At 47.7% G+C, this 22,062-nt stretch carries 28 protein-coding genes; 22 read left to right on the top strand and 6 right to left on the bottom strand.

Annotated features, from left to right (window positions below; translation table 11 throughout):
- The 3 genes from J9B83_RS15735 to J9B83_RS06900 form a co-directional block, all read left to right on the top strand.
- On the top strand, nucleotides 1-581 hold a 581-nt coding region (locus J9B83_RS15735; RefSeq protein WP_236037161.1), incomplete at its 5' end, for a chemotaxis protein CheW.
- Nucleotides 582-608: 27 nt separating this feature from the next.
- Nucleotides 609-1,100 carry a chemotaxis protein CheW gene (locus J9B83_RS06905; protein ID WP_211536011.1) on the top strand — a complete coding sequence of 164 codons (492 nt, stop codon included), beginning with the start codon at nucleotides 609-611 and terminating at the stop codon, nucleotides 1,098-1,100.
- Between the two features lie 21 nt (nucleotides 1,101-1,121).
- On the top strand, nucleotides 1,122-1,526 hold the full coding sequence (locus J9B83_RS06900; protein ID WP_211536010.1) for a DUF2802 domain-containing protein: 405 nt from the start codon (nucleotides 1,122-1,124) through the stop codon (nucleotides 1,524-1,526).
- Here the strand turns inward: J9B83_RS06900 and J9B83_RS06895 are convergent.
- On the bottom strand, nucleotides 1,517-1,765 hold the full coding sequence (locus tag J9B83_RS06895; RefSeq protein ID WP_211536009.1) for an EscU/YscU/HrcU family type III secretion system export apparatus switch protein: 249 nt from the start codon (nucleotides 1,763-1,765) through the stop codon (nucleotides 1,517-1,519). The two genes, J9B83_RS06900 and J9B83_RS06895, sit on opposite strands and share 10 nt — an antisense overlap.
- A complete protein-coding gene (locus J9B83_RS06890; RefSeq protein ID WP_211536008.1) occupies nucleotides 1,765-3,081 on the bottom strand; it encodes a flagellar hook-length control protein FliK in 1,317 nt (438 codons plus the stop codon). Before J9B83_RS06890 ends, J9B83_RS06895 begins: the two co-directional genes overlap by 1 nt.
- Nucleotides 3,082-3,194: 113 nt before the next feature.
- Here J9B83_RS06890 and ccmA point away from each other — a divergent pair, with 113 nt between their 5' ends.
- From ccmA to J9B83_RS06830, 12 genes are all read left to right on the top strand, one after another.
- Nucleotides 3,195-3,809, top strand: coding sequence for a cytochrome c biogenesis heme-transporting ATPase CcmA (ccmA, locus tag J9B83_RS06885; protein ID WP_211536007.1), 615 nt, complete (start codon nucleotides 3,195-3,197; stop codon nucleotides 3,807-3,809).
- A complete protein-coding gene (gene ccmB, locus J9B83_RS06880) occupies nucleotides 3,806-4,468 on the top strand; it encodes a heme exporter protein CcmB (protein WP_211536006.1) in 663 nt (220 codons plus the stop codon). Before ccmA ends, ccmB begins: the two co-directional genes overlap by 4 nt.
- On the top strand, nucleotides 4,468-5,217 hold the full coding sequence (locus tag J9B83_RS06875; RefSeq protein WP_211536005.1) for a heme ABC transporter permease: 750 nt from the start codon (nucleotides 4,468-4,470) through the stop codon (nucleotides 5,215-5,217). Before ccmB ends, J9B83_RS06875 begins: the two co-directional genes overlap by 1 nt.
- Nucleotides 5,204-5,434 carry a heme exporter protein CcmD gene (gene ccmD, locus J9B83_RS06870; protein WP_211536004.1) on the top strand — a complete coding sequence of 77 codons (231 nt, stop codon included), beginning with the start codon at nucleotides 5,204-5,206 and terminating at the stop codon, nucleotides 5,432-5,434. Before J9B83_RS06875 ends, ccmD begins: the two co-directional genes overlap by 14 nt.
- On the top strand, nucleotides 5,421-5,885 hold the full coding sequence (ccmE, locus tag J9B83_RS06865; RefSeq protein ID WP_211536003.1) for a cytochrome c maturation protein CcmE: 465 nt from the start codon (nucleotides 5,421-5,423) through the stop codon (nucleotides 5,883-5,885). Before ccmD ends, ccmE begins: the two co-directional genes overlap by 14 nt.
- 84 nt (nucleotides 5,886-5,969) lie before the next feature.
- Complete coding sequence (locus J9B83_RS06860; protein ID WP_211536002.1) at nucleotides 5,970-7,907, top strand: heme lyase CcmF/NrfE family subunit; 1,938 nt, start codon at nucleotides 5,970-5,972, stop codon at nucleotides 7,905-7,907.
- Between the two features lies 1 nt (nucleotide 7,908).
- Complete coding sequence (locus tag J9B83_RS06855; protein WP_211536001.1) at nucleotides 7,909-8,418, top strand: DsbE family thiol:disulfide interchange protein; 510 nt, start codon at nucleotides 7,909-7,911, stop codon at nucleotides 8,416-8,418.
- On the top strand, nucleotides 8,415-8,825 hold the full coding sequence (locus J9B83_RS06850; RefSeq protein ID WP_211536000.1) for a cytochrome c-type biogenesis protein: 411 nt from the start codon (nucleotides 8,415-8,417) through the stop codon (nucleotides 8,823-8,825). Before J9B83_RS06855 ends, J9B83_RS06850 begins: the two co-directional genes overlap by 4 nt.
- The gene (locus J9B83_RS06845) at nucleotides 8,822-10,003 is read left to right on the top strand and encodes a tetratricopeptide repeat protein (protein ID WP_236037160.1); all 1,182 of its coding nucleotides are present in this window, start codon (nucleotides 8,822-8,824) and stop codon (nucleotides 10,001-10,003) included. The genes J9B83_RS06850 and J9B83_RS06845 overlap by 4 nt, the downstream gene beginning before the upstream one ends.
- A gap of 65 nt (nucleotides 10,004-10,068) precedes the next feature.
- Nucleotides 10,069-11,106 (top strand): cell division protein ZipA, encoded by a 1,038-nt coding sequence (gene zipA, locus J9B83_RS06840; RefSeq protein WP_211535999.1) that lies wholly within the window; start codon nucleotides 10,069-10,071, stop codon nucleotides 11,104-11,106.
- Between the two features lie 85 nt (nucleotides 11,107-11,191).
- Nucleotides 11,192-13,237, top strand: a complete 2,046-nt coding sequence (ligA, locus tag J9B83_RS06835) for an NAD-dependent DNA ligase LigA (protein WP_211536116.1) — start codon at nucleotides 11,192-11,194, stop codon at nucleotides 13,235-13,237.
- Nucleotides 13,237-13,473 (top strand): YheU family protein, encoded by a 237-nt coding sequence (locus J9B83_RS06830; protein WP_211535998.1) that lies wholly within the window; start codon nucleotides 13,237-13,239, stop codon nucleotides 13,471-13,473. The genes ligA and J9B83_RS06830 overlap by 1 nt, the downstream gene beginning before the upstream one ends.
- A gap of 31 nt (nucleotides 13,474-13,504) precedes the next feature.
- Here J9B83_RS06830 and cysE read toward each other — a convergent pair whose 3' ends face one another.
- A complete protein-coding gene (cysE, locus tag J9B83_RS06825) occupies nucleotides 13,505-14,317 on the bottom strand; it encodes a serine O-acetyltransferase (RefSeq protein WP_211536115.1) in 813 nt (270 codons plus the stop codon).
- A 116-nt stretch (nucleotides 14,318-14,433) separates the two neighbouring features.
- On the opposite strand from cysE, the gene J9B83_RS06820 reads away from it, so the two are divergent.
- On the top strand, nucleotides 14,434-14,763 hold the full coding sequence (locus tag J9B83_RS06820) for a hypothetical protein (protein ID WP_211535997.1): 330 nt from the start codon (nucleotides 14,434-14,436) through the stop codon (nucleotides 14,761-14,763).
- A gap of 86 nt (nucleotides 14,764-14,849) precedes the next feature.
- On the opposite strand, the gene mnmC is transcribed toward J9B83_RS06820, so the two are convergent.
- Complete coding sequence (gene mnmC / locus J9B83_RS06815) at nucleotides 14,850-16,856, bottom strand: bifunctional tRNA (5-methylaminomethyl-2-thiouridine)(34)-methyltransferase MnmD/FAD-dependent 5-carboxymethylaminomethyl-2-thiouridine(34) oxidoreductase MnmC (RefSeq protein WP_211535996.1); 2,007 nt, start codon at nucleotides 16,854-16,856, stop codon at nucleotides 14,850-14,852.
- Nucleotides 16,846-17,397: a peptidylprolyl isomerase gene (locus J9B83_RS06810; RefSeq protein WP_236037158.1), complete on the bottom strand. Its 552-nt coding sequence runs from the start codon at nucleotides 17,395-17,397 to the stop codon at nucleotides 16,846-16,848. The genes mnmC and J9B83_RS06810 overlap by 11 nt, the downstream gene beginning before the upstream one ends.
- A 76-nt stretch (nucleotides 17,398-17,473) precedes the next feature.
- On the opposite strand from J9B83_RS06810, the gene J9B83_RS06805 reads away from it, so the two are divergent.
- Nucleotides 17,474-17,761 (top strand): SelT/SelW/SelH family protein, encoded by a 288-nt coding sequence (locus J9B83_RS06805; protein WP_211535995.1) that lies wholly within the window; start codon nucleotides 17,474-17,476, stop codon nucleotides 17,759-17,761.
- 78 nt (nucleotides 17,762-17,839) lie between these two features.
- Here J9B83_RS06805 and J9B83_RS06800 read toward each other — a convergent pair whose 3' ends face one another.
- Nucleotides 17,840-18,142, bottom strand: coding sequence for a YciI family protein (locus J9B83_RS06800; protein ID WP_211535994.1), 303 nt, complete (start codon nucleotides 18,140-18,142; stop codon nucleotides 17,840-17,842).
- A gap of 117 nt (nucleotides 18,143-18,259) precedes the next feature.
- Between J9B83_RS06800 and J9B83_RS06795 the strand changes: the two genes are divergently transcribed.
- The 5 genes from J9B83_RS06795 to J9B83_RS06775 all read left to right on the top strand — a co-directional run bounded on the left by J9B83_RS06795 (nucleotide 18,260) and on the right by J9B83_RS06775 (nucleotide 22,058).
- Nucleotides 18,260-19,111, top strand: coding sequence for a PHP domain-containing protein (locus tag J9B83_RS06795; protein ID WP_211535993.1), 852 nt, complete (start codon nucleotides 18,260-18,262; stop codon nucleotides 19,109-19,111).
- 52 nt (nucleotides 19,112-19,163) lie between these two features.
- A complete protein-coding gene (locus J9B83_RS06790; protein ID WP_211535992.1) occupies nucleotides 19,164-19,784 on the top strand; it encodes an L-threonylcarbamoyladenylate synthase in 621 nt (206 codons plus the stop codon).
- A gap of 116 nt (nucleotides 19,785-19,900) precedes the next feature.
- Nucleotides 19,901-20,800, top strand: coding sequence for a 23S rRNA pseudouridine(2605) synthase RluB (gene rluB, locus J9B83_RS06785; protein WP_211535991.1), 900 nt, complete (start codon nucleotides 19,901-19,903; stop codon nucleotides 20,798-20,800).
- A 29-nt stretch (nucleotides 20,801-20,829) separates the two neighbouring features.
- On the top strand, nucleotides 20,830-21,285 hold the full coding sequence (locus J9B83_RS06780) for a DUF1499 domain-containing protein (RefSeq protein ID WP_211535990.1): 456 nt from the start codon (nucleotides 20,830-20,832) through the stop codon (nucleotides 21,283-21,285).
- A 53-nt stretch (nucleotides 21,286-21,338) separates the two neighbouring features.
- Nucleotides 21,339-22,058, top strand: a complete 720-nt coding sequence (locus J9B83_RS06775; protein WP_211535989.1) for a response regulator — start codon at nucleotides 21,339-21,341, stop codon at nucleotides 22,056-22,058.
- The last annotated feature ends 4 nt before the right edge of the window (nucleotides 22,059-22,062 follow it).

Raw genomic sequence — 22,062 nt, 5'->3', positions numbered from 1 at the left:
AGCCAGAGCCAGAGCCAGAGCCAGAGCCAGAGCCAGAGCCAGAGCCAGAGCCAGAGCCAGAGCCAGAGCCAGAGCCAGCTAAAATATCTCGTGTGGCGAAAACAGAGCCTTTGCCTTGGGCGACCGGTCGTTTTGAGTGTTTACTCTTTTATGTGGGTGGTCTGAAAATGGCGGTGCCGCTAGTGGAATTAGGTGGTATTTTTCAAAGCGGAGCGGACAAACTAACCAACATTTTTGGTCAACCAGACTGGTTTATGGGGGTCGCGAATGTGGGTGAATTTAATCTGCGAACCGTAGACACGGCGCTTTGGGTCATGCCCAATCATTATAAAGGCAGTATGAAAGACAACTTTAAGTTTGTGATTCAACTTGATCGATCAGATTGGAGTGTCGCTTGTGAGCGAGTTGCCGAAGCCATTACGTTAGAGCCCTCGCAGGTAAAATGGCGTACAGATCGGAGCAAAAGGCCTTGGTTGGCCGGTACTGTGATTGACCACATGTGTGCCATACTAGATGTACAAGGTTTTATCGAAATTTTAGAAGATCCCAGTAATGGGTTCAAACAACCCCTTAAAAAATAATCGTTTTGAGTTGGTGGGAGAAGAATAATGTCTACGAGTATCGCGTTAAAAAGCGCAAATCAAGCTGAAGATCCCATGTTGCAATGGGTAACTTTTCGCCTAGAAAATGAAATTTATGGCGTTAATGTTATGCAGGTGAAAGAAGTTTTACGTTATACCGAAATTGCCCCTGTGCCTGGTGCACCTTCGTTTGTATTGGGTATTATTCATCTACGCGGCACAGTGGTGACAGTGATCGATACTTGCCAGCGTTTTGACTTACCTTCCGGTGAAATCACAGACGCCACGCGCATCATGATTTTAGAAGTAGAAGGTCACGTGATCGGTATTTTGGTGGATGCGGTATCAGAAGTGGTGTATTTGCGTCAGTCTGAGATAGAACCTTCTCCGAATGTGGGCAACGACGATTCATCGAAGTTTATTCAAGGTGTTTGCCATAAAAATGATATTCTGTTGATTCTTGTGGACCTCGACAAGTTATTGTCGAAAGATGAATGGTCTGAAATAGGCTCAATGTAAGCGATAAGGCAACGATACGCGATGGAATCCCAGTGGATATTTAATTTACTCTTGGTGCTTCAGTTCGTCATGCTGATTGCCGTGTCTATTTGGGCTTTCCGGTTATCGAAGCGTGTGGCACAGATGAAGCGCCACCATACTGAGGTAGAGGCGAGCCAAAAGAAGCATGTTCAAGTGCTGGCGTCGGGTTCTATTGGTATGGGGCGACGTTTGGTCGCGATTGAGAAGAAGCTTAATTTGGCGGTTGAAAAACAGTCTGAAATTTTATCGAAAGAAGGTGGCGTGTCTTACAATCGTGCCATGGAATTATTGGAAATGGGTGCGACCATTGACGATCTGGTATCAAAATGCGGGTTGATTCGTGCAGAAGCTGAGTTGATCAGCTTACTAAAACAAGAGTCCAAACGAAATTCAGACTACCACTGATGCTTTTTAAGGTTATGGGCGAAGGCAATAATTTCGGCCACGGCCAAGTACAAAGCTTCCGGTATTTCCTCTCCTAACTCCAAGCTACTGAGCATTTCTACAAGTTCAGGGCTTTGATGCAGCAATACATCGTTTTCCTTTGCCACGGCCATTATTTTCTCGGCTATTTTCCCGCTGCCTTTGGCAGTAACGGTTGGTGCTGAGCTGTAGTCGTATCTTAATGCGATGGCTTTCTGCATTAGGTTCTCACATCGATCAAAGAGTGCGTTTGGTTTAACGGGGTTTCTTGGCGTTCTAATTTACTTTGAAACGCATCTAACCTGTTTATTTCTATATCTTTTGCTTCTAGCTGTTGTCTAAGTTCGGGGATGGATTTTTGCAATTTTTGTACGGTGTCTTTTTCTTCGGCGGCAAACAGAACGCCCACCGTATTGTTTTGGATACTGGCTCTTGCATCGAAGCGTCCTGTTTCTTCAAAATCAAATTTTAACTTCACTAACCAGCGCCGATCTTTTGGGTCCTGCTCTTCCGAGCTGGCGTCTTGATCTATTTCTACTTGCACAAGATGAGAGTCTTTGCCTTGTTGCACAGGAAATTCAACCTGCAGAGGGAAGGCCTGTGCTGACAGCTGTGATGGGTCAGAAAAGTGTCGTAACTGGTTGGTGGTTATGCGTTCTATAGCGTTGGCGATGCTGTCGGTCGGAAGGCTTTGAGGCTTTAATCCCGTAGGTTGCTCTTGGGTCTCTTTGAGCCTTGCCAGATTCAGTTTTAAGTCAGCGGGAATGGATTGATCTTTTTGATTAAGAAGTAATGACTCGGAAAACACACCGCTGTTTTGTATAGCTTGCTTCATGGCGTCGGGTGACTGGGTCAGGGCGGCTAAATTAGGAAGGTGTTGTACTAGCTGTTTCAATGCGGCTTGGGTCTTCGGCGGTAGGTTATCGGCATTGGCATTAAGTGCTTGTAGCTGCTTGATCAGCTGGTTCATCTCACTTATCGACAGTTGCTTAGGTAGGCTCTGTTTTAAGGCGTCTAGCTGAGTCGAGGACAGAGCAGAGTTCGCCTGCGCGGGAAGCGCTTGCATTTTTTGATTGGCATCCACGAAAACGCGAAGCTGATCGCCTTTTTTAAGAGCTTGCTGGCTTATCACTGTAAAGGACGACTGGCCATCGGTCACAGTGACCGCTTTTGGTGAGTTGACTGAAGCGCTTGAGTTGTCGGCTACCGAAGTCACAGTGAGATTCACAACGCGAGACGCCAGCGTCAGGTTGTTGAGCTGAGCGGGTTTGGCGTTGTGAACATCGATGGGCGAACCGGTATTGATTAAGCTAATAGGGCGACCTGCACTGGTGGCGTGTAAAAGCTGAGCGGGTTTGCCTTGAAAGCTTAAGGGCTCACTGCCTTGCAATTTAATCATTTTGAGTGAATCAATGAGTTGTATTTCGCTGCTCAATTTTCCCAAAACACCGGCTTGACTCGTCGCCGGTGATGAACTGGACTGAGTGTTTTTATGGGTCGAAGTTTGGTTCAGTTTGGATGAAATATCAGAGAGCATTGAATCTGCCTTCCTATTCGCATTTAAGAAGAATTCTCATATAATAGCTGGGCGTTACTTTTGGTGGCATTAATGAGTCACTGTGATTTTATCGGCCCAGATGAGTAAATCTTTTGCATTTTTCTGTTTCTTTGACTATTTCCGGATTAGGAATCGAGCGATCAGATCGAGATCTGTGTCGAGATTTGTCCTTTTCCGTACAAGCAGGAGAGGCAATACGGATTCTTGGGGAAAATGGCGCAGGGAAAAGTTCTCTACTTAAAGTGGTTGCAGGTGTTATGTCAGTGCAAGAGGGACAGATCTTTTTCGCCGATCAAGATGTCACCTTAGATCGAAGGTTGCTACAGCAAACGATGATCTACATCGGCCATTCAACGGGGCTAAAAGAGCGATTAAGTGTGGCGGAAAATATCGCCTTTTATTCGCCCCATGCGCCTCTAGATCAGGTCGATCAAGCGTTGAGACAGCTTGGCCTTTTTCATCTTCAGGACGTTCTGGTAAAAAGCCTGTCGGCGGGGCAAGCCCGACGTGTGGCTCTGGCGCGTTTATGGTTCACCAACGCTTCTTTATGGTTGCTCGATGAACCCTTTGCGGCTCTGGATGCCAGCGGCGTTGCTATGTTAGAAGCGCATATTCAGCAACATCTATCGCGAGGCGGCATGGTGTTATTGACGACCCATCAAGCGCCTTGCTCTCTTAGTGTCCGTGAACTGGCGTTAGTGCCATGACGTATACCTCTTTTATGCGCGCGCAATATGCGGTGCTTTGGCGAAGTAAACAAGACGTACTGAATGCTTTGCTGTTCTTTGTCATCGTGGTGACCTTATTTCCTCTGGGCATCGACCCTTCTCCAGCGTTTCTGACGCCAGCCGCAGGGGGTATTGTTTGGTGTGCGACCGTGTTGGCTTTATTAATGGCGATAGAAGGGGTGTTCAAAGAAGACTATCGTGACGGTTCAATGGAGCAGTGGGTGGTCAGTGGTTTGTCTTTGTCGCTTTTGGTGCTGATTAAGGTCATGTTGCAATGGGGGGCGGTTGTCTTGCCTCTTTTGGTGATGACGCCTTTATTAGGGCAAATGTTGTTTTTGCCCAATGATGACCTTGGGGTCTTGATGCTCACTTTGTTACTGGGAACGCCAAGTATTTTCTTAATGGGCGCGTTAGGGGCGGCCTTAACGGTGTCGTTGAAACAAGGTGCCATGTTGGTGATGTTGTTAATACTGCCGTTTTATGTGCCGGTGATCATTTTTGCCACGTCAGGCTTACAGGCGGCTCAGGCGGGGTTACCTTACAGTGGATTTTTGGCCATGTTGTTAGCGATGTCTTTGTTGTCTCTAGTGGTATCGCCTTTCCTGTCGGCGATTGCGATAAAAGCGAGTGTGAACTAATGAGCTGGGCATGGTTGCATAAGTTTGGATCGCCAAAATGGTTTTTTTATTGGTCTTACGCCTGGGCGCGCCCCTTATTTGTGTCGGGCTTGCTTGTTTTGGTAGTGGGGCTAATTTGGGGGCTGGCGTTCGCCCCTGAAGATTATCAACAAGGCAACAGTGTGCGCATTATTTATTTGCATGTACCTGCCGCCATGTTGGCGCAGTCTTGTTATTTGGCGTTGGGAATAGCAGGTCTGGTAGGGCTGGTGTGGCGCATCAAGACCGCCGCTATTTTTATTAACGCCATGGCGCCTATTGGTGCCGTGATGGCCTTTATTGCTCTGGTGACTGGTGCTATTTGGGGTAAAACCGCCTGGGGCGCTTGGTGGGTGTGGGACGCTCGTCTTACTTCTATGCTGGTGTTGTTTTTATTGTACATGGGCATTATTGCCCTACAAAACAGTTTAGAAGAAGTGGCTTTAGCAGATAAAAGCGCGGCGGTGATTAGCCTCGTCGGTTTGATCAATTTGCCTATCATTAAGTATTCGGTGGTATGGTGGAATACCTTGCATCAAGGGGCCACTTTTACCTTAACCGACAAGCCTGCGATGCCGGCGTCCATGTGGTTGCCTTTGCTCGTTGCAGTGATTGGTTTTTATGTTTTGGTGGTAGGGTTGGTTTTATGGCGTATGCAGTCTGATATTTTATGGCGTGAGCGTAGAACAAGCTGGGTAAAACAAGAGGTAACGAAACATGGCGTTTACTAGCACAATGGATTTTTTGCTGATGGGCAAGCACGGCTTCTATGTTTGGTCGGCTTATGGCATCAGTCTTTTGGTGTTGATGTGGCTTGTTTGGCAGACCCTATCGGCTCGACGTAAAACCTATACACGATTACAAAAACGTTTTTACCGTGATGAGAGTAGCAATAAAACGGTTCATCCAACAGGGCGTCAAGCGGGAGGCGTCGATGCATCCCGTTAGACAAAAGCGTTTGTTGTGGGTGGTCGCCATTGTGCTGATCCTTGGCGCAGTGGTTGGCTTGGTGATGTATTCCTTGCAGCAAAACATCAATTTATTTTTTTCTCCCACACAAATTGCCCAAGGCGAAGCGCCGCAAAATACCACCATTCGAGCCGGTGGCGTGGTGGTGGATGGCAGTGTTAAGCGTGACCCTGAGACACTGGCGGTGTCGTTTGATGTGACCGATTACGAGTACAGCATGACCATTGAATACCTAGGTATCTTGCCCGACCTATTTCGCGAAGGGCAAGGCATAGTGGCGCAAGGGGAAATGATGATCGACGGTGTGTTTAAAGCAAGTCAAGTGCTTGCCAAACACGATGAAGAATACATGGCGCCAGAAGTGTCTGATGCGCTGAAAAAAGCAGAAAGCAAAAAAGTGACGGGAGCAGGTTCCGCTGCGTCTTTTTAGTAAAAATTTTTATTAATGCTTTTTTGAGTAAAGTGCTTTTTACTGCAGTCACTTTAATCAAAGAGCGATTAGCCTAGGTTGTTTATGTTTCCTGAAGTGGGTCAATTTTCCCTGATCTTATCGTTGTTTTTTGCCTTACTCTTATCGATATTGCCTTTACTTGGCTATTGGAAAGGCAATCGTTTGCTGCTGAGTATGGCGCAACCGCTTACCTTAATCATGTCTTTATTGGTGTTGGTGAGTTTTGTGGCCTTGAGTTCGGCCTTTTTGACGGACGATTTCTCGGTATTGTATGTGGCGCAAAACTCAAACAGTCAGTTGCCTATTTGGTACAAATTCAGTGCCTTGTGGGGCAGCCATGAAGGTTCTTTATTGTTGTGGGTGCTGATCTTATGCGGTTGGTGTACCGCCGTGGCGCTTAAAATTCGCACCTTACCTTTAGAAATAGGCCCTGTTGTATTGGCTGTGTTAGGCACAGTGTGCGTAGGTTTCTTGTCTTTTTTACTGTTTACCTCGTCGCCTTTTGTGCGTATTTTGCCCGATGTGCCAGCGGACGGTGGTGATTTAAACCCACTCTTGCAAGATTTTGGCCTGATAGTGCATCCGCCATTGCTTTATATGGGTTACGTTGGTTTTGCTGTGGCATTTGCTTTTGCGGTCACGGCCCTAATCACGGGGAATTTAAACGCCGCGTGGGCGCGTTGGGCAAGACCTTGGACCGCGGCCTCGTGGGCATTTTTGACCTTGGGTATTACGTTGGGCAGCTGGTGGGCTTACTACGAATTGGGCTGGGGCGGCTGGTGGTTTTGGGACCCAGTCGAAAATGCCTCTTTTATGCCTTGGCTGGCGGGTACGGCGTTGTTGCATTCTCTTGCTGTCACTGAAAAACGTGGTGTGTTTAAGAGCTGGACCGTGTTGTTGGCGATTTTCACCTTTAGCTTGTCGTTACTGGGGGCATTTTTAGTGCGCTCTGGCGTGCTGACGTCGGTGCATTCCTTTGCGGCCGATCCAACTCGCGGGGTGTTTATTTTGGGCTTGTTGATTGTCTTAGTGGGCGGCAGTTTGCTCTTGTACGCCATTCGTGCGGCTCAGGTGCGCTCGACGGTGTCTCTTGGGCTGACTGGCCGAGAAGCCTGGTTGTTGATGAATAACATTTTACTTACGGTGTTAACCCTGACGGTTTTGCTGGGGACCTTGTACCCTTTGTTGTTCGATACATTAGGGCTGGGGAAAATCTCTGTCGGCGCGCCGTATTTCAACAGTGTGTTTACGCCGATTGCTCTTTTACTGATTGTGCTCATGGCGGTGGGGCCCTTGTCGAAATGGCACCAAACACCGACGCGTCTTTTGCTCAAGCCTTGTGGTTTAGCGGCGATGTTCTCTTTTGGTTTGTCGGCCGTGGTTGTTTATTGTTATGAGTTTGGCGGGTTGGCGTTTATCAGCTTAGCGGTGGTGTTCTGGGTGGTGGTGTTATCCTTCTCCGATTGGTTTAGCAAGGTTTCCGCTGGCACCAAAGGCATTATTCCAAGAGCTCGTCAGTTACCACGCAATTATTACGGCATGTTGTTGGCGCACCTCGGCATCGCTGCGACACTGGTGGGCATAGTGCTGGTGAGTGTGAACAGCGAAGAATCCATGTTGCGGTTGTCGCCTGGCGATACAGCACACATTGCCGGCTATGAGTTTCAGTTTGATCAAATGACACGGGTGACAGGGCCAAACTACGTCTCTAGCAAGGGGCAATTTACCGCCTACCAAAATGGCCGAGTCGTGGCGACCTTGTTTCCCGAAAAGCGTTTTTTTACCACACGTCAACAAGTGATGACCGAGGCGGCGTTAGACGCTGGTCTTACGCGCGATTTATATGTTTCATTGGGTGAGCAAATAGACGAGTCTGCGTGGGGCGTGCGCATTTATGTAAAATCTTTTGTGCGCTGGATCTGGCTAGGTGGTTTATTGATGATGGCGGGCGGTCTATTGGCGGCGTTAGATAAACGATATCGTAAACGAGCGGGGGCATAAGATGCGAAAGATACTGCTATTTTTACCGCTCGTTATGTTCTTAGCCTTGGGGGGCGTGTTTTATTCTCAGTTGGGAAAAGACGTGAATTACATGCCATCGGCCTTGGTTGGAAAAAGTGTGCCTGACTTTACTCTGGTATCGCTGTTTGATGATGAGTTAGTCACCAATGCCGATCTGCCGAGCACGCCATATTTGATCAACTTTTGGGGAACCTGGTGCCCGGCCTGTCACATAGAGCACCCCTTTTTGAATCGTTTAGCTCAGTCTGGTATCACCATTATTGGTATCGATCATAAAGATCAACAAGCTTTGGCACTGCAATGGCTAGAAGAAAAAGGTAACCCTTATCAGCAGGTTTTAATGGATGAAATAGGTCATTTTGGTCTGGATATGGGCATCACAGGCGCCCCAGAAACCTTTGTGGTGGACAGCAACGGTGTAGTGGCGTATCGCCATCAAGGAGAAATTAACGAGCAAAACTGGCCGACGATGAAAGAGTACTTGCAATGAAACCAATCATTCATAGTGTGCTGCTGTTGATGGCTGTTTTAGCTTGGCCTGTATCGGCACAAGAGCAAATAGTGTTCAGCTCTGAGTTGAATCAAACCCGTTATCAAGCCTTGGTGACCGAGTTGCGTTGTCCTAAATGCCAAAACCAAAATGTGGCCGATTCGGAGTCCAGCATTGCCTTGGATTTACGACGTTTGGTCTTCGAGATGATAGAGCAGGGTAAAACCGATCAAGAAATCATCGATTACATGGTAGCTCGATACGGCGCCTTTGTGTTGTATCGACCAGAGCATTCTTCAGCGACTTTCTTACTTTGGTATGGGCCCTTCATTTTGCTCGCTGTAGGAGTATTGGCTTTTGTGTTGATCATAGTGTCTAACCGAAAACGACGGAGAACACCGCAATGATGCTTGCCTATTTGATCATGGCTGGAATATTGGTGATCAGCCTTGTGCTGTTTTATGGGGCGATTGGCCGAGAGGCTAAACGGTCTGCAAAGAGCAAACGTGCGTCTTTTTTGCAGATAAGACGACTGGAAATCGCCGAGGAAGAAAACGCCGGTCGATTGACGAAAAAAGAATCGGCCCAGTTACTGTTGGACGTGAATCACGAAGCAAATACCTCCATTCAGCGATCTTTTGTCGCTCAGGCGAACGAGCTTCCCTTAGCGGGTTGGGCGATGTTGGGCGCGGCGACCGTGACTATTATCGGCAGTGTGAGCTTGTATCAGTGGATGGGTTACGCCAAAGACGTGGCTTTTACAGAAGATTTGCAAAAGCAACGATTAACGCCTGAAAAAATCACCGACTTTTTGCAATATCGCAGTGCGCGTTTTGATCGAGCAGAAGACTGGTATTACTTAGCAAGCGATCACATGAACAGCAATCGCTACCAGGAAGCGGTATTAGCCTACGAAAAAGCCTTGGACACCTTGGCGCAAAACGCCGATGGCCGAGTGAACTTATTGGTGGAATACGCCCAAGCGGTTTTTTATGCTAATGACAATCAGAGTTCCGCGAAAATGCTGCAAATCGTCGAGACTATTTTAACGGCGGATCCCACCCAAGCTACGGCCTTAGATTTAAAAGGCGTGGCGGAATTTACGCAACAAAACTACTTAGGGGCGATTCTGGCGTGGCAAGAGGCGATTCGCTACAGTGCGCGATCCAGTGAGCGGTTGGCGTTAATGTCAGCCATCGACAAAGCTCGTCAGAGAGGCAATATCGATTCTCAAGCCGTTGCTCCGATCATTACCGACCAGCTGGCAGTGAATCTTGAGTGGGACGATTCACAAGTGACTTGGCAACCGGACGACGTGCTCTTGGTGTATGCTTTGGTGGCAGGGCAAACCATGCCGGTGGCCATTCAACGATTGTATCCAGAGGATTTTGGGCGAATTATTTTACTGACTAACTTGGATTCGCTTATGCCAACCATGACGCTAGCCGAAACCAACCAAGTGGATGTGATGGTGAAATTGGCCAATATCAATGACAATGATCTGACAAAAGGTCGGGTTATCGGCAAAAAAACAGCAGTATTACCAAATCGTAACGAGATTTATACAATCAAGGTGGCCTTATAATTGAATCCTAAGGCGCTTCGTTTGATAATACGGTCAACATTAATTGATGCTATTCGGAATATGTAATGGAATTCAGCTTACGTGAGTGGCTAATCTTGATTGGGGTCGTCATTATTGTCGTAATCCTCATAGATGGATTTCGTCGATACAAAAAAGGGCAGAAATTTGCCCAGTCAGAAGATGACTACACAGATCTAGATGACTTTGAAGATGATGCGCTAGTGGGTCGAGCCGTTCCGGTCAGCCAAGCTAAAGCGCCCTCGGCAAAGCGTGTCGTCCCGAAAGAACCCGCAGTGAGTGCATTTGAAAATGCTCGTAAAACCGCAAAATCGCCGTTGGCCGATGTGCCCCATAAGGTAGATTCTGGCCCGACATTGGATCGTGGCAAAGAAATGCATTTAGACGAACTGGCCACCTTGGTGCCAGAGCGTGATTTTGGTGACTCGGCGATTTCGGAGCAAAACTACTCAGACGATGGTTTCTATGAGCCTGAAGACCTAGGGGCAGATGTCGGCGGTTTTACTCAAGAGCATTTTACTCAAGAACACTTTTCTAATGATGGAATGGAAGAAGACTACGAGCGTCATTATTCTGCTATAGACATTGATCAAGTCAGCTCAAACAGCAGCCTTGATGATGAGATAGAAAACGATGACAGCAACGCTGAAATTGAAGAGGTCATCGTGATTAATATCTTTGCCCCAGAAGAACAAAACTTCTCTGGCATCGAGCTGCTTCAGTTGATTCTAAACTGCGGTATGCGCTACGGCGATATGGACATCTTCCATCGTCACGAAGACGGCTTTGATCGTGGTCGAGTTCAGTTCAGTATGGCCAATGCCATCGAGCCGGGTACGTTTGATCTAGAAACCATGGGCGAAACCGATTGCCCTGGTGTTAGCTTCTTCATGGGCTTACCTGGGCCGAAAAACAGCATGAAAGCTTTCGACTTCATGCTAGAAACGGCACAAACTCTAGTGCGTAATTTGGGCGGCGAACTTCGTGACGAACGCCGTGAACCAATGAGCGAGCAAACCATTGCCCATTGTCGTCAGCGAATACGCGACTTTGAGCGCCGACGGTTAATGCGCAACAAGCAATAAAGCGCACTGTATCAAGAAAATACCAAGGCCCTAAGGGGCCTTGATTGTTTCCATGACCATTCTCCGTGACTACTTTGAGCAAGATATGACCCAAGACACGCCACCAACTCATCAGCACATGCTGGATCTTATCCAACAGTTGAACGACTACAGTTACGCCTATCACGTGAAAGACGCTCCTATTGTGCCAGACGCCGTCTATGACCGTGATTATCAGCGCTTGCAAGCCATTGAGGCTCAGCATCCAGATTGGATTCAAGCCGACTCGCCCACACAAAGAGTCGGCGAAAAGCCCGACAGCGGCTTTGCGAATGTGGCCCACACAGTGCCTATGCTGTCTTTGGATAACGCTTTTGACAACGAATCCTTATCGGACTTTGATCAGCGCATTCAAAAATTGCTCAACGCAGACAGCGCCGAGCCAATCACCTATTGCTGTGAACCCAAGCTGGATGGCCTCGCGATCAGTTTGCGCTACGAGCAAGGGCGATTGGTGCGCGGTGTCACCCGTGGCGATGGATTGTCTGGTGAAGATATCACTTCGAACATTAAGACTTTATATTCCGTGCCTTTGGCCTTGCGTACCGACATGCCGCCTGCGGTGTTAGAAGTTCGTGGCGAAATCTACATGCCAAAAGAAGGCTTTGAGAAATTAAACGCCTTGGCGCAAGAAAAAGGCGAAAAAGCCTTCGTAAATCCGCGTAATGCGGCGGCCGGTAGCCTGCGTCAACTCGACCCTAAAATCACCGCCACTCGATCTTTGGTGATGTGTGCTTATTCCATTGGTTATGTGGAAGGGTGGACGCAACCTACGAGTCATTACGAGGGTTTAAAGCAATTGAGCGAGTGGGGCTTTCGTATTAACGATCTGATGACCCAGACCCAAGGAGCTCAAGGCTGCATTGATTACTACGAAATGCTCAATGAACGACGGGCGGGCTTGTCTTACGACATCGATGGCATAGTGTATAAGGTCGACGACATCGCGTTGCAAAATCAGCTAGGTTTTATTGCTCGAGCGCCTCGTTGGGCGATTGCCCGAAAATTCCCTGCACAAGAAGAGATGACACGTATTGTGGGCGTGGACTTTCAAGTCGGCCGTACCGGTGCCATTACGCCAGTAGCGCGGTTAGAACCAGTGTTTGTTGGCGGCGTGACCGTATCTAATGCGACCTTGCACAACAAAGATGAAATTGCGCGTTTAGGCGTCATGGTGAACGATTATGTTATTGTGCACCGAGCAGGCGATGTGATTCCCAAAGTGGTGCAAGTGGTCGTTGAAAAGCGTCCAGACAATGCCACCGAAGTGGTTTTTCCTGAGGCTTGCCCCGTGTGTAGTTCGGATCTAGAGCAGGTAGAAGGCGAGGCGATTATTCGTTGTACCGGCGGTTTGGTATGCGGTGCACAGCTGAAAGAGTCGTTGAAGCACTTTGTTTCCCGCAAAGCGATGGACATTGACGGCCTTGGGGACAAATTGATCGAGCAGCTGGTGGATCAGCAATTGGTGAAAACGCCGGTGGATATTTTTACCCTGCATGAGAAAAAAGACACCTTGTTGTCGATGGAGCGTATGGGGCAAAAATCCGTGGAGAAATTACTCTCGTCCATCGAACAAGCCAAATCGACGCAGTTTAACCGTTTCATTTATGCGTTGGGCATTCGTGAAGTAGGTGAAGCCACGGCGCGAGCGCTTACCGGTTACTTTGTTGAGCTTGACGCCCTGATGTCGGCTGATCAAGAGGCCTTAGTAGAAGTAGAAGACGTGGGGCCAATAGTGGCTCAGCACGTTAAGCTGTTTTTTGATCAAGACGTTAACCGCGACACCATTCAAGGCTTATTGAACGCAGGGGTGGCGTGGGAGAAAAAAGCCGCCGTATCGGCAGATGATTTGCCTCTGTTTGGAAAAACTTATGTGGTAACCGGTTCGCTTAGTCAGTTTAGTCGAGATCAGGTCAAAGATAAGTTACAAGCCTTGGGTGCTAAAGTAAGTGGTTCTGTGTCAGCCAAAACAGATTGCTTAGTCGCGGGCGAAAAGGCCGGCTCTAAATTGACCAAGGCACAATCATTGAACGTGCCTGTGATAGACGAAGCGGGCGTGATTGCTCTATTAACAGAACACGGAGTCATTTAATGGATACCCTAATACCTTACGATTCTTTGGCGGCAGACACATTAAATGCCATTTTAGACGACATAGTGTCCCGTGATGGCACAGACTATGGCGACTATGATTTATCAATGGTACAAAAGCGCGAACAAGCGTTGCGTTACCTTAAAACAGGCGACGCTGTGTTGTTGTTTGATACCGAAAGCGAAACCATCAAGATGGTGCTAAAAGAAGCGTTAACCCATTACGACCTCATGTGAGGTCGTAATACAGAACAGGTTAAGAGACGAATTAGCCTTCGTCGCGTAGGCAGTTATTGATGTTGTGATCCATGCCCAAAGCGGGTTCGCGTTCAGTATTGCGTCCAACCACTTTGGCCGGCACACCTGCCACCGTGGTGTGTGGTGCCACAGCTTCGAGCACAACACTGCCCGCGCCCACTTTTGACCCTTCGCCCACCTCGATGTTACCCAATATTTTCGCCCCTGCGCCAATCAAGACGCCAGAGCGAATTTTCGGGTGACGATCGCCGTGCTCTTTGCCGGTTCCGCCAAGTGTGACTGACTGCAAAATAGACACATTGTCTTCGATCACGCAGGTTTCACCCACAACTAACCCGGTTGCATGGTCAAGCATGATGCCTGATCCTATGGTCGCGGCGGGGTGAATGTCGATGCTGAACACCATGGACATTTGACCTTGTAAGTATAAAGCCAAGCTTTTGCGGTCGTTTTTCCATAACCAGTTAGCCACACGATAGGTTTGCAACGCATGGAAGCCTTTGAAAAACAACAGTGGCGTAGTGAGTGTATCGCAGGCCGCATCACGTTCTTTTATGGCCAAAATGTCTTGCTCGATGCAGCGGACAATGCCAGAGTGAGGGTCGGCCATGGCTTCTTCGAATACTTCTCGCAAGACCATCGCGGGAATCGAAATGCTGTCTAGTTTACTGGCCAATAAAAAGCTGAGTGCAGAACACAATGTTTCGTGACGCAATATAGTTGTATTGAACAGACTCGCAAGGATGGGCTCATCTTGCGCAAGTTTACTGGCTTCGGCCTGTAAAGATTGCCATAAATTGTCGGAGGTCACGGCACCTAGTATTGTTGTACTCAAGGGGTATTCACCTATATTGATTCACGTTTAGAATGTAGGTTATAAGGTTAGGGTTAAACATTACAAGGGGCAATGCGAAGATTGCTCAAAAAGTTGGAGATACCATGTCTAAAAAAAATGTTGCTGATGCACTACACATCTTTTACGAATTGAACGCGGCTTTTTGCGATGCCTACTGGGAAACCAATAGTATCAATCAAAAAGACCGCTTTTTTGCGATGAAAAGCATCTTGCAAGATGAATTGGATGAACTACACAAATTGAGTTTGCAAGATCATGTTTATCCCTACGAACCCATTAATCCAAGCTTGTTGCAATTGAGTGATAAATTGCGCGCGTTACTGCCAGAGTTGCACGACTGCGTTTATCGTCCTCAAACTTCCATACGTTTGGCTGAATTGATTCCCAATGCCTGCGAGTTATTTGAGTTATAAGCGATAACACATCGTAGCCAACAAAGAATACAAAAAGCCCAGTGCGACGCCATTAATACAATAGCATCACACTGGGCTTTTTATTTTTATTTAGAAGCTTGAGCGCGTTTGAGTTCTCGAATCACAAAGCGACTTGGGTGCAGTTTATGGCTGATGTCCTGTTCCAGAGACGAAGGGGTTCCTAGGATCAAGCTGGCGATAAAGCTGGCGCTCAATGGCGTTGAAATTAAGCCTCTTGAGCCATGACCTATGTTGAGGTAAAGCTGTTTGATCGGCTCGGCGAGTTTGTCGGATTGCCATTTTGCGTTTTTGCTGAGCATCGCATAAGCGTCTCGGTATTCTGTATCCGATTGAACGGGACCGACGATGGGCGTGTAATCTGGCACGGCGCAGCGAAACGACACTCTACCACCGCAGTCTTGGGGTGAAAAAGTCTGTTCTGGCAATTCCAGTAAACTTTCCAATATGGCCAAATTGCGCTTGTGGCCTTCCTCTCGGACTTGATCGTCTGTGTCGTTTAGATCGTAAGTTGAGCCGAAGTGCAACAGCTGATCAATAGAAGGAGATACATAGCCAAATTCGCACAATACTTTATCAAAATCGATCGTATCAACAGAGGCTTTTACCGCTTCACAAGACGCTTTGGCTTGCTCCGTATCGATAAAAGAGACTTGCCCGCGAATTGGGTAAGCCGGTGTGTCTGGGGCGGCTTCAATTTGTTGTGTGTCGTTTGCTGTGCATAACACTACGTGAGAAAACGCCGAGTCTTGATTATGAGCACGCGCTGTCCAGCCGACGGTACTGCCGCCTTGTTCGATCGGTGTTAAAGATGCTAGCTCGGTGTTTAAACACACAGTGATGTTGTCGTGGGCGAGCAAAGTTTCGCACAAAGTAGTCAAAACTAACCACCCTGACAGGGGTAAAAATAAGCTGCCCGGTTTGTCTGTAGAGGCTTGTAAAATGGTGTCTGGGTAGAGTTTTTTGTTTAGCAGTACTTGGAAACGTTCGGTTTCTTTAGGATTTTTAGGTATCTGAATCAAACCACATTGGTCCCAAAACTTGCCTTGGTCATCGAGCTTGGCGTACAAACGCGTCGCGTATAAATACGCTGCAAGATAAAAGCGATTGACTGGCGTGTCTTGTGACGCGAGCTTAGGGTACAGCATGCCTTGCGGGTTGCCCGAAGCGCCACAGGCAATGTGATCACCCTTGTCCCAGACAGTAACCTTGATTCCTTGACGCGCTAGCTCATAGGCGGTGTTTGCGCCTGCTAAACCAGCCCCTACGACTAAAACATGGCTCACTTTAGCCGGTGTATTTTGGCGAAGATTAAACCAAGGCTGACCGGGCGACATGCGCTGTGTCAGAGGTTGGTCGTTTTGATTGAGAACGCCGACAGTCATGTCTCGCTTGATGCCAAATCCTTTGACCTTTTTTACCTCGAAGCCTGCTTGCTGCAAGCCTCGACGAACGATGCCGGCCGCGGTAAACGTTGAGCATGTTGTGCCTTCATGGCTTAATCTGCGAATGTGGTGAAACAGCGAATCGCTCCACATATCGGGGTTTTTGCTAGGAGCGAAGCCATCCAAAAACCAAGCGTCCACATCGGCATCTAAGGCTGCAAAGCCCGCTTCTGCCTCACCAAACCACAGCGTGAGTTGAATGCGTCCGTTTTCCAGTTCGACTCGATGAAGGCCATGACACACTTCTGGGTAGGCGTCGATCAGCGGTTTGCTAAACGCTTGAAGGGAAGGCCACATGCGCAAGGCCTGAGCCAGCATGGCTTTGGTGAGCGGGTACTTTTCAACTGAGATAAAGTGCAGTTGTTTGTCGCTTGGCGCCTGTTCGACAAAGGCTTGCCAGGTGCAAAGAAAGTTTAGTCCTGTACCAAAGCCCGTTTCGGCAATCACAAAAGCCGTATTGTCCATCTGCTTCCAGCGTTCAATCAGCCGATTGTGTTGGATAAACACAAAGCGAGTTTCTTCTAGCCCCGATTCTTTATCAAAATACACGTCGTCGAACTGGCTGGAATGAGGCGCGCCGTCTTCCGCCCAGCTCAACTCTGGCGAGTCGACACAATAGCTAGTTAACACGCGTCACGCTCTCAATGATCACTGGTGTTGTTGGGACGTTTTGGTAAGGTCCTACCGTGTGAGTGTCTACGGCAGAAATGCTATCAACAACGTCCATACCAGAGATAACTTTGCCAAATACGGTATAGCCTGCGCCGCCGCGAGCGCCATGGTTCAAGAAAGTATTATCAACTTGATTGATAAAAAACTGTGAGGTGGCGCTGTCTGGGTTTTGTGTTCTGGCCATAGCAAGGGTGCCACGATTATTGGCTAGCCCGTTGTCGCCTTCGTAAGAAATTGCTCGGCGAGTAGATTTACGCTCTAAGTCTTCGGTAAATCCGCCACCTTGGGTCATAAATCCACGAATAACACGATGGAAAATGGTGTTGTCATAGAAGCCATCGTCGGCGTAACGTAAAAAGTTTTCCACGGTGCGCGGGGCTTGTTCATCGTTTAAATCCACTCGAATGGTGCCTTGGTTGGTGACGATATCGACTTCGGTGGCTTGCAGTTGAGTACAAAAAGCCAAAAGAGCTAAGCTGGCGAGAAGAGGTTTGCGCATAATGCAGCTTCCTTATTGTTAGTGTATAGCGAATAATATTGACAGTATGGCCATTATTTTACCGGAGAAAAAGCAAATGCGAACGGCAATTGTCGAAATCGAATATTGTACCTTATGTCGTTGGATGTTGCGTGCCGCTTGGCTAGCGCAGGAGCTGCTAACGACCTTTGACGAAGACATTAAAAGCGTCACCTTGTTGCCAACGCAAGGCGGGATTTTTAAAGTTCGGGTGAATGGTGAGCAAATATGGTGTCGCAAAGAAGAAGACGGTTTTCCAGAAGCAAAGGTGCTGAAACAGCGCATGCGTGATGTGATTGATCCAGAGCGAGACCTTGGACATTCCGACGTGAAGGTGGAAAAATGACGCAGCGTAAGACTGGAAAACAAAAACGCCGTTGTGGTCAACGGCGTTTTAAGAGCGGATATCAGTATCGAGAGGCGTTTAATTCGGGAAAACCTGTTTAAAGGGCTTAACGGTCACTTGTTTGTAGACGCCAGCGTCAATATACGGGTCGGCGTCTGCCCATGCTTGTGCTGCTTCGAGGCTGGTAAATTCTGCCACTACCACACTGCCTGTAAAACCAGCATCGCCTGGATTGTCTGAATCGATGGCTGGATTGGGGCCGGCTAATACCAAACGACCTTCGTTTTGTAGGGCTTCAAGGCGAGCCAAATGAGCAGGGCGAGCTTGTTGACGACCGCTAAGGCTGTCGGCAACGTCTTCACCGATAATAGAATAAAGCATGGTGATTCCTTCTGGTTGAACTAGGGTAAGAAATTCGAATAGTGTTTACATATAAAAAGCAATGTAGGTATGCTGATACCATAATAACCATCATTCCTTTTAAAGAACAGTCTATCTATGCCCGAAGCCGCGAGTTACCGAAAAGTTGATTTACATACCCACTCCATTCGTTCCGATGGTCGATTTTCCCCCACCGAGCTTGTGGATCTTGCCGTAGAGCAGCAGGTAACCTTATTTGCGTTAACCGATCACGACACCATTGATGGCTTGGCCGAAGCGCGCCAAAGAGCCGATCACCACGGTTTGGATTTCATTAATGGGGTGGAGTTGTCTACCCAGTGGCAGGGGATACCTTTGCACATGGTGGCGTTGAATTTTGCCATGGATAACGTTGCGCTTCGAAACATAGTTGAGCAGAACCAAGCGATTCGTTTGGATCGTGCCCGTCGCATTGCGGATTTATTGGTCAAGCAAGGGTTACCCGATTTATTTGACGAAGCCGTGGCTTTGGCGGGAGAAAGCCAGCTGGGGCGACCGCATTTTGCCCATTTGCTGGTGGTAAAAGGATTGGTAAAAGACACCAATAAAGCCTTTGACCGTTATTTGGGTAATAAAAAATTGGGCCAGCTTAGAGACGTCTGGCCAGAGCTTGAAGACGTGCTTACGGCATTGTCCGGTCAAGGTATGACGCTGGTGCTGGCGCATCCTAAGCGTTACCCTTTAACAGTGACAAAATTAAAACGCTTGCTGGGTGATTTTAAAAAATGGGGCGGCACGGGCTTAGAAGTGGCCTCCGGTAATGAGCGACCTGATCATGTGCGCTTGCTTGAGCGTTTGTCACAAGAGTTTGAGTTAGAAGCATCTGTTGGCAGCGACTATCATGGTCCTTTTGGTCCTTGGATGCAGGTAGGTAAATTTACACAAATACATGAAAGTGAGGTGGATCTGGTGTGGCGATCTTGGGTTTAGCTCAGTTTTGCAACGCGGTTATCGTGATGTTCATTGAAAGGGAGAGAAGACCTTGAGCCAATTTTTTCAGATACACATAGAAACCCCACAAACCCGACTGATCAAACAGGCGGCCGATGTGATTCGCAGCGGCGGCGTTGTGGCGTATCCAACCGACTGCGGCTACTCGTTAGGGTGTCGCTTAAGCGATAAAAACGCACAGGACCGTATACGTGCGATTCGTCGTTTGGATGATAAACATAATTTCACCTTGGTATGCCGAGATCTATCGGAAATATCCACTTACGCTCGCTTCGATAATCGCCTATATCGTTTGCTAAAAAACAATACACCAGGGCCTTATACCTTTATCTTTAGTGCCACATCGGAAGTGCCAAGACGATTAATGCACCCGAAAAGAAAAACCATCGGCATACGTATTCCTAAAAACAACATTGTATCGGCTTTGTTAGAAGAATTGGGTGAACCCATCATGAGCGTGTCGCTTATTTTGCCAGGGGAAACCGATCCGATGACAGACCCTTACGACATTCGTGACACTCTTGAGCACGCGTTGGATTTGGTCATTGACGGTGGGTTTTGTGGCATGCAGCCGACCACTGTGGTCAAAATGGACGCCGACAGTGTCGACGTTATTCGAGTGGGTGCTGGTGATCCGTCGCCATTTGAGTAAATTGTTTGATATTGCGCTGTCAAGGTCCCTGCTGTGTGACATATAATGCGGCAAAATAGTCATTTAATATTATTAAAACTGGGTTGCTGAGAAGCATTCCTTCTAAGAGGTTCGTAATGGACGAGAAGTTACAAAAAGTATTAGCAAGAGCTGGCCAAGGTTCACGCCGTGAAATGGAAAATCGTATTCGCGAAGGACGTGTTTTGGTCAATGGCGAAGTCGCCACATTAGGCGATCGTGTGAGTGTAAAAGACACCATCACCATAGATGGCTATGAGATTGTTGCCACAGAAGCGGGTGAGAATCGTCGCGTCATTATTTATAACAAACCAGAAGGCGAGGTGTGTACTCGTAAAGACCCAGAAGGTCGTCCGACTGTGTTTGAAAAACTGCCTAAATTGCGCGGTGAACGTTGGATTGCGGTTGGGCGATTAGACATTAATACTTCTGGTTTATTGTTGTTTACCACCGATGGTGAACTTGCTAACCGTTTGATGCACCCGTCAACAGAAATTGACCGTGAGTACTTGGTTCGAGTGATGGGCGAAGTGACGGACGAGAATCTAACTACCTTGAAGAAAGGCGTTATTTTAGACGATGGCGTCGCGAAATTTACCGATATCGTTGATGGTGGTGGCGAAGGCATTAACCGTTGGTTTTATGTGTGCCTAATGGAAGGTCGTAACCGTGAAGTACGTCGTCTTTGGGAATCTCAGGGTGTGAAAGTAAACCGTCTGAAGCGCGTGCGTTTTGGTCCAGTTTTTCTGCCGTCTAAAGCCAAAGTAGGGCGCTGGGTAGAGATGGAAGAAACCGAAGTGAATGCCTTGTGTTCTATGGTGGATTTGAAATTATCCGAGTTAAAACCAAAAACACAGCAACAAAAAGCCGATTTGAAACGTCATAAGAACAAAGCGACTGCAGGGGGTGCGCGTCGTGCGCCTAAAGGTTTCGATTGGCAAAGTAACGACAAGCCTGAGTTTAAACCGAAAAAACCAGGTAAAAGATCATTTCGTTAAGCTAAAAAATGGGTTTGGAGTAGTAGAAGATGATTCGTTGGGTACTGGCATTATTGGTTGTATTGGTCATTGGGTTTTTCATTTACATCAATGTAAACAACAAATTACCAGAAGGGCTCGGAGTGACAGATGGCTTGCTAAAGGCGTGCCCACCTTCACCGAACTGTGTGTCGACACAGGCCGCACCAGACGATGCGGAGCACTACATGGAACCCATTATTTACCAAGGCGACGCAAAAGACGTCCAGTTGGCGATAGAGTCCTACATGTTGAGCAAAAATAATGCTCGAATTGTGACCCAGTCGTTAGGCTATGTGCATTTTGAAGTGACTAGTCGCTTAATTGGCTACGTTGATGATGTGGAATTTTACTTTCCCGAAGCAGATAGTGTTGTGCATGTTCGTTCTGCATCTCGTGTTGGATATTCAGATCTGGGGGTTAACCGTGCCAGAATGGTTGAGATTCAAGCTTTGTTAGCGAATTAATTTTTACCCTATTAGTGACATCGTAAGTAACGACAATGTATTGAGGATTAAGCATGAGTGTGGACGACAATAAAACGATTTTAATTGTAGAAGATGACGAGCGTTTGGCGCTCCTTACTCAAGAGTATTTACAGAAAAACGGCTTTAATGTGGCCATTGAAGCCGATGGCCGTAAAGCCATCGGGCGTATTATTGAAGAGCAACCTTCTCTTGTTGTGCTTGATCTTATGCTTCCTGGCGCTGATGGTTTTACGGTTTGCCGAAGTGTCCGTAATGATTATAAAGGGCCGATCCTGATGCTGACGGCACGCAGTGATGATGTTGACCAGATTTTAGGGTTAGAAATCGGTGCCGATGATTATGTTTCTAAACCGGCCAAACCTAGAGTGTTGTTGGCGCGTGTGCAGTCGTTATTGCGTCGCAGTACGCAAGATGTCGAGCTGGTTCAAGAAGAAGTTAAAACAGAGCAAAACCTTACGTTTGGCCCACTGACGATCGATAATTCCCGCCGTGAAGCTTGGTTGCTTGACGAGGAAGTAGAGCTCACCAGTGCGGAGTTTGATTTGTTGTGGTTGTTGTCTAGCAGTGCTGGTCGTATTTTAAGCCGAGAAGAGATTTTTAGTGAATTACGTGGCATCGAATACGATGGACAGGATCGATCAGTGGATGTGAGAATTTCTCGTATTCGCTCTAAAATCGGTGATGACCCGATTCATCCTCGCCGGATCAAAACCATCCGCAGTAAAGGTTATTTGTTTGTAAAAGAAGTATAGCCAT

It is taken from the genome of Marinomonas vulgaris (genome assembly GCF_018145875.1).
GTDB classification, from domain to species: Bacteria; Pseudomonadota; Gammaproteobacteria; order Pseudomonadales; family Marinomonadaceae; genus Marinomonas; species Marinomonas vulgaris.
Note: the sequence above shows the minus strand (reverse complement) of the source record. Positions and strands in the feature narration are given on the sequence as shown.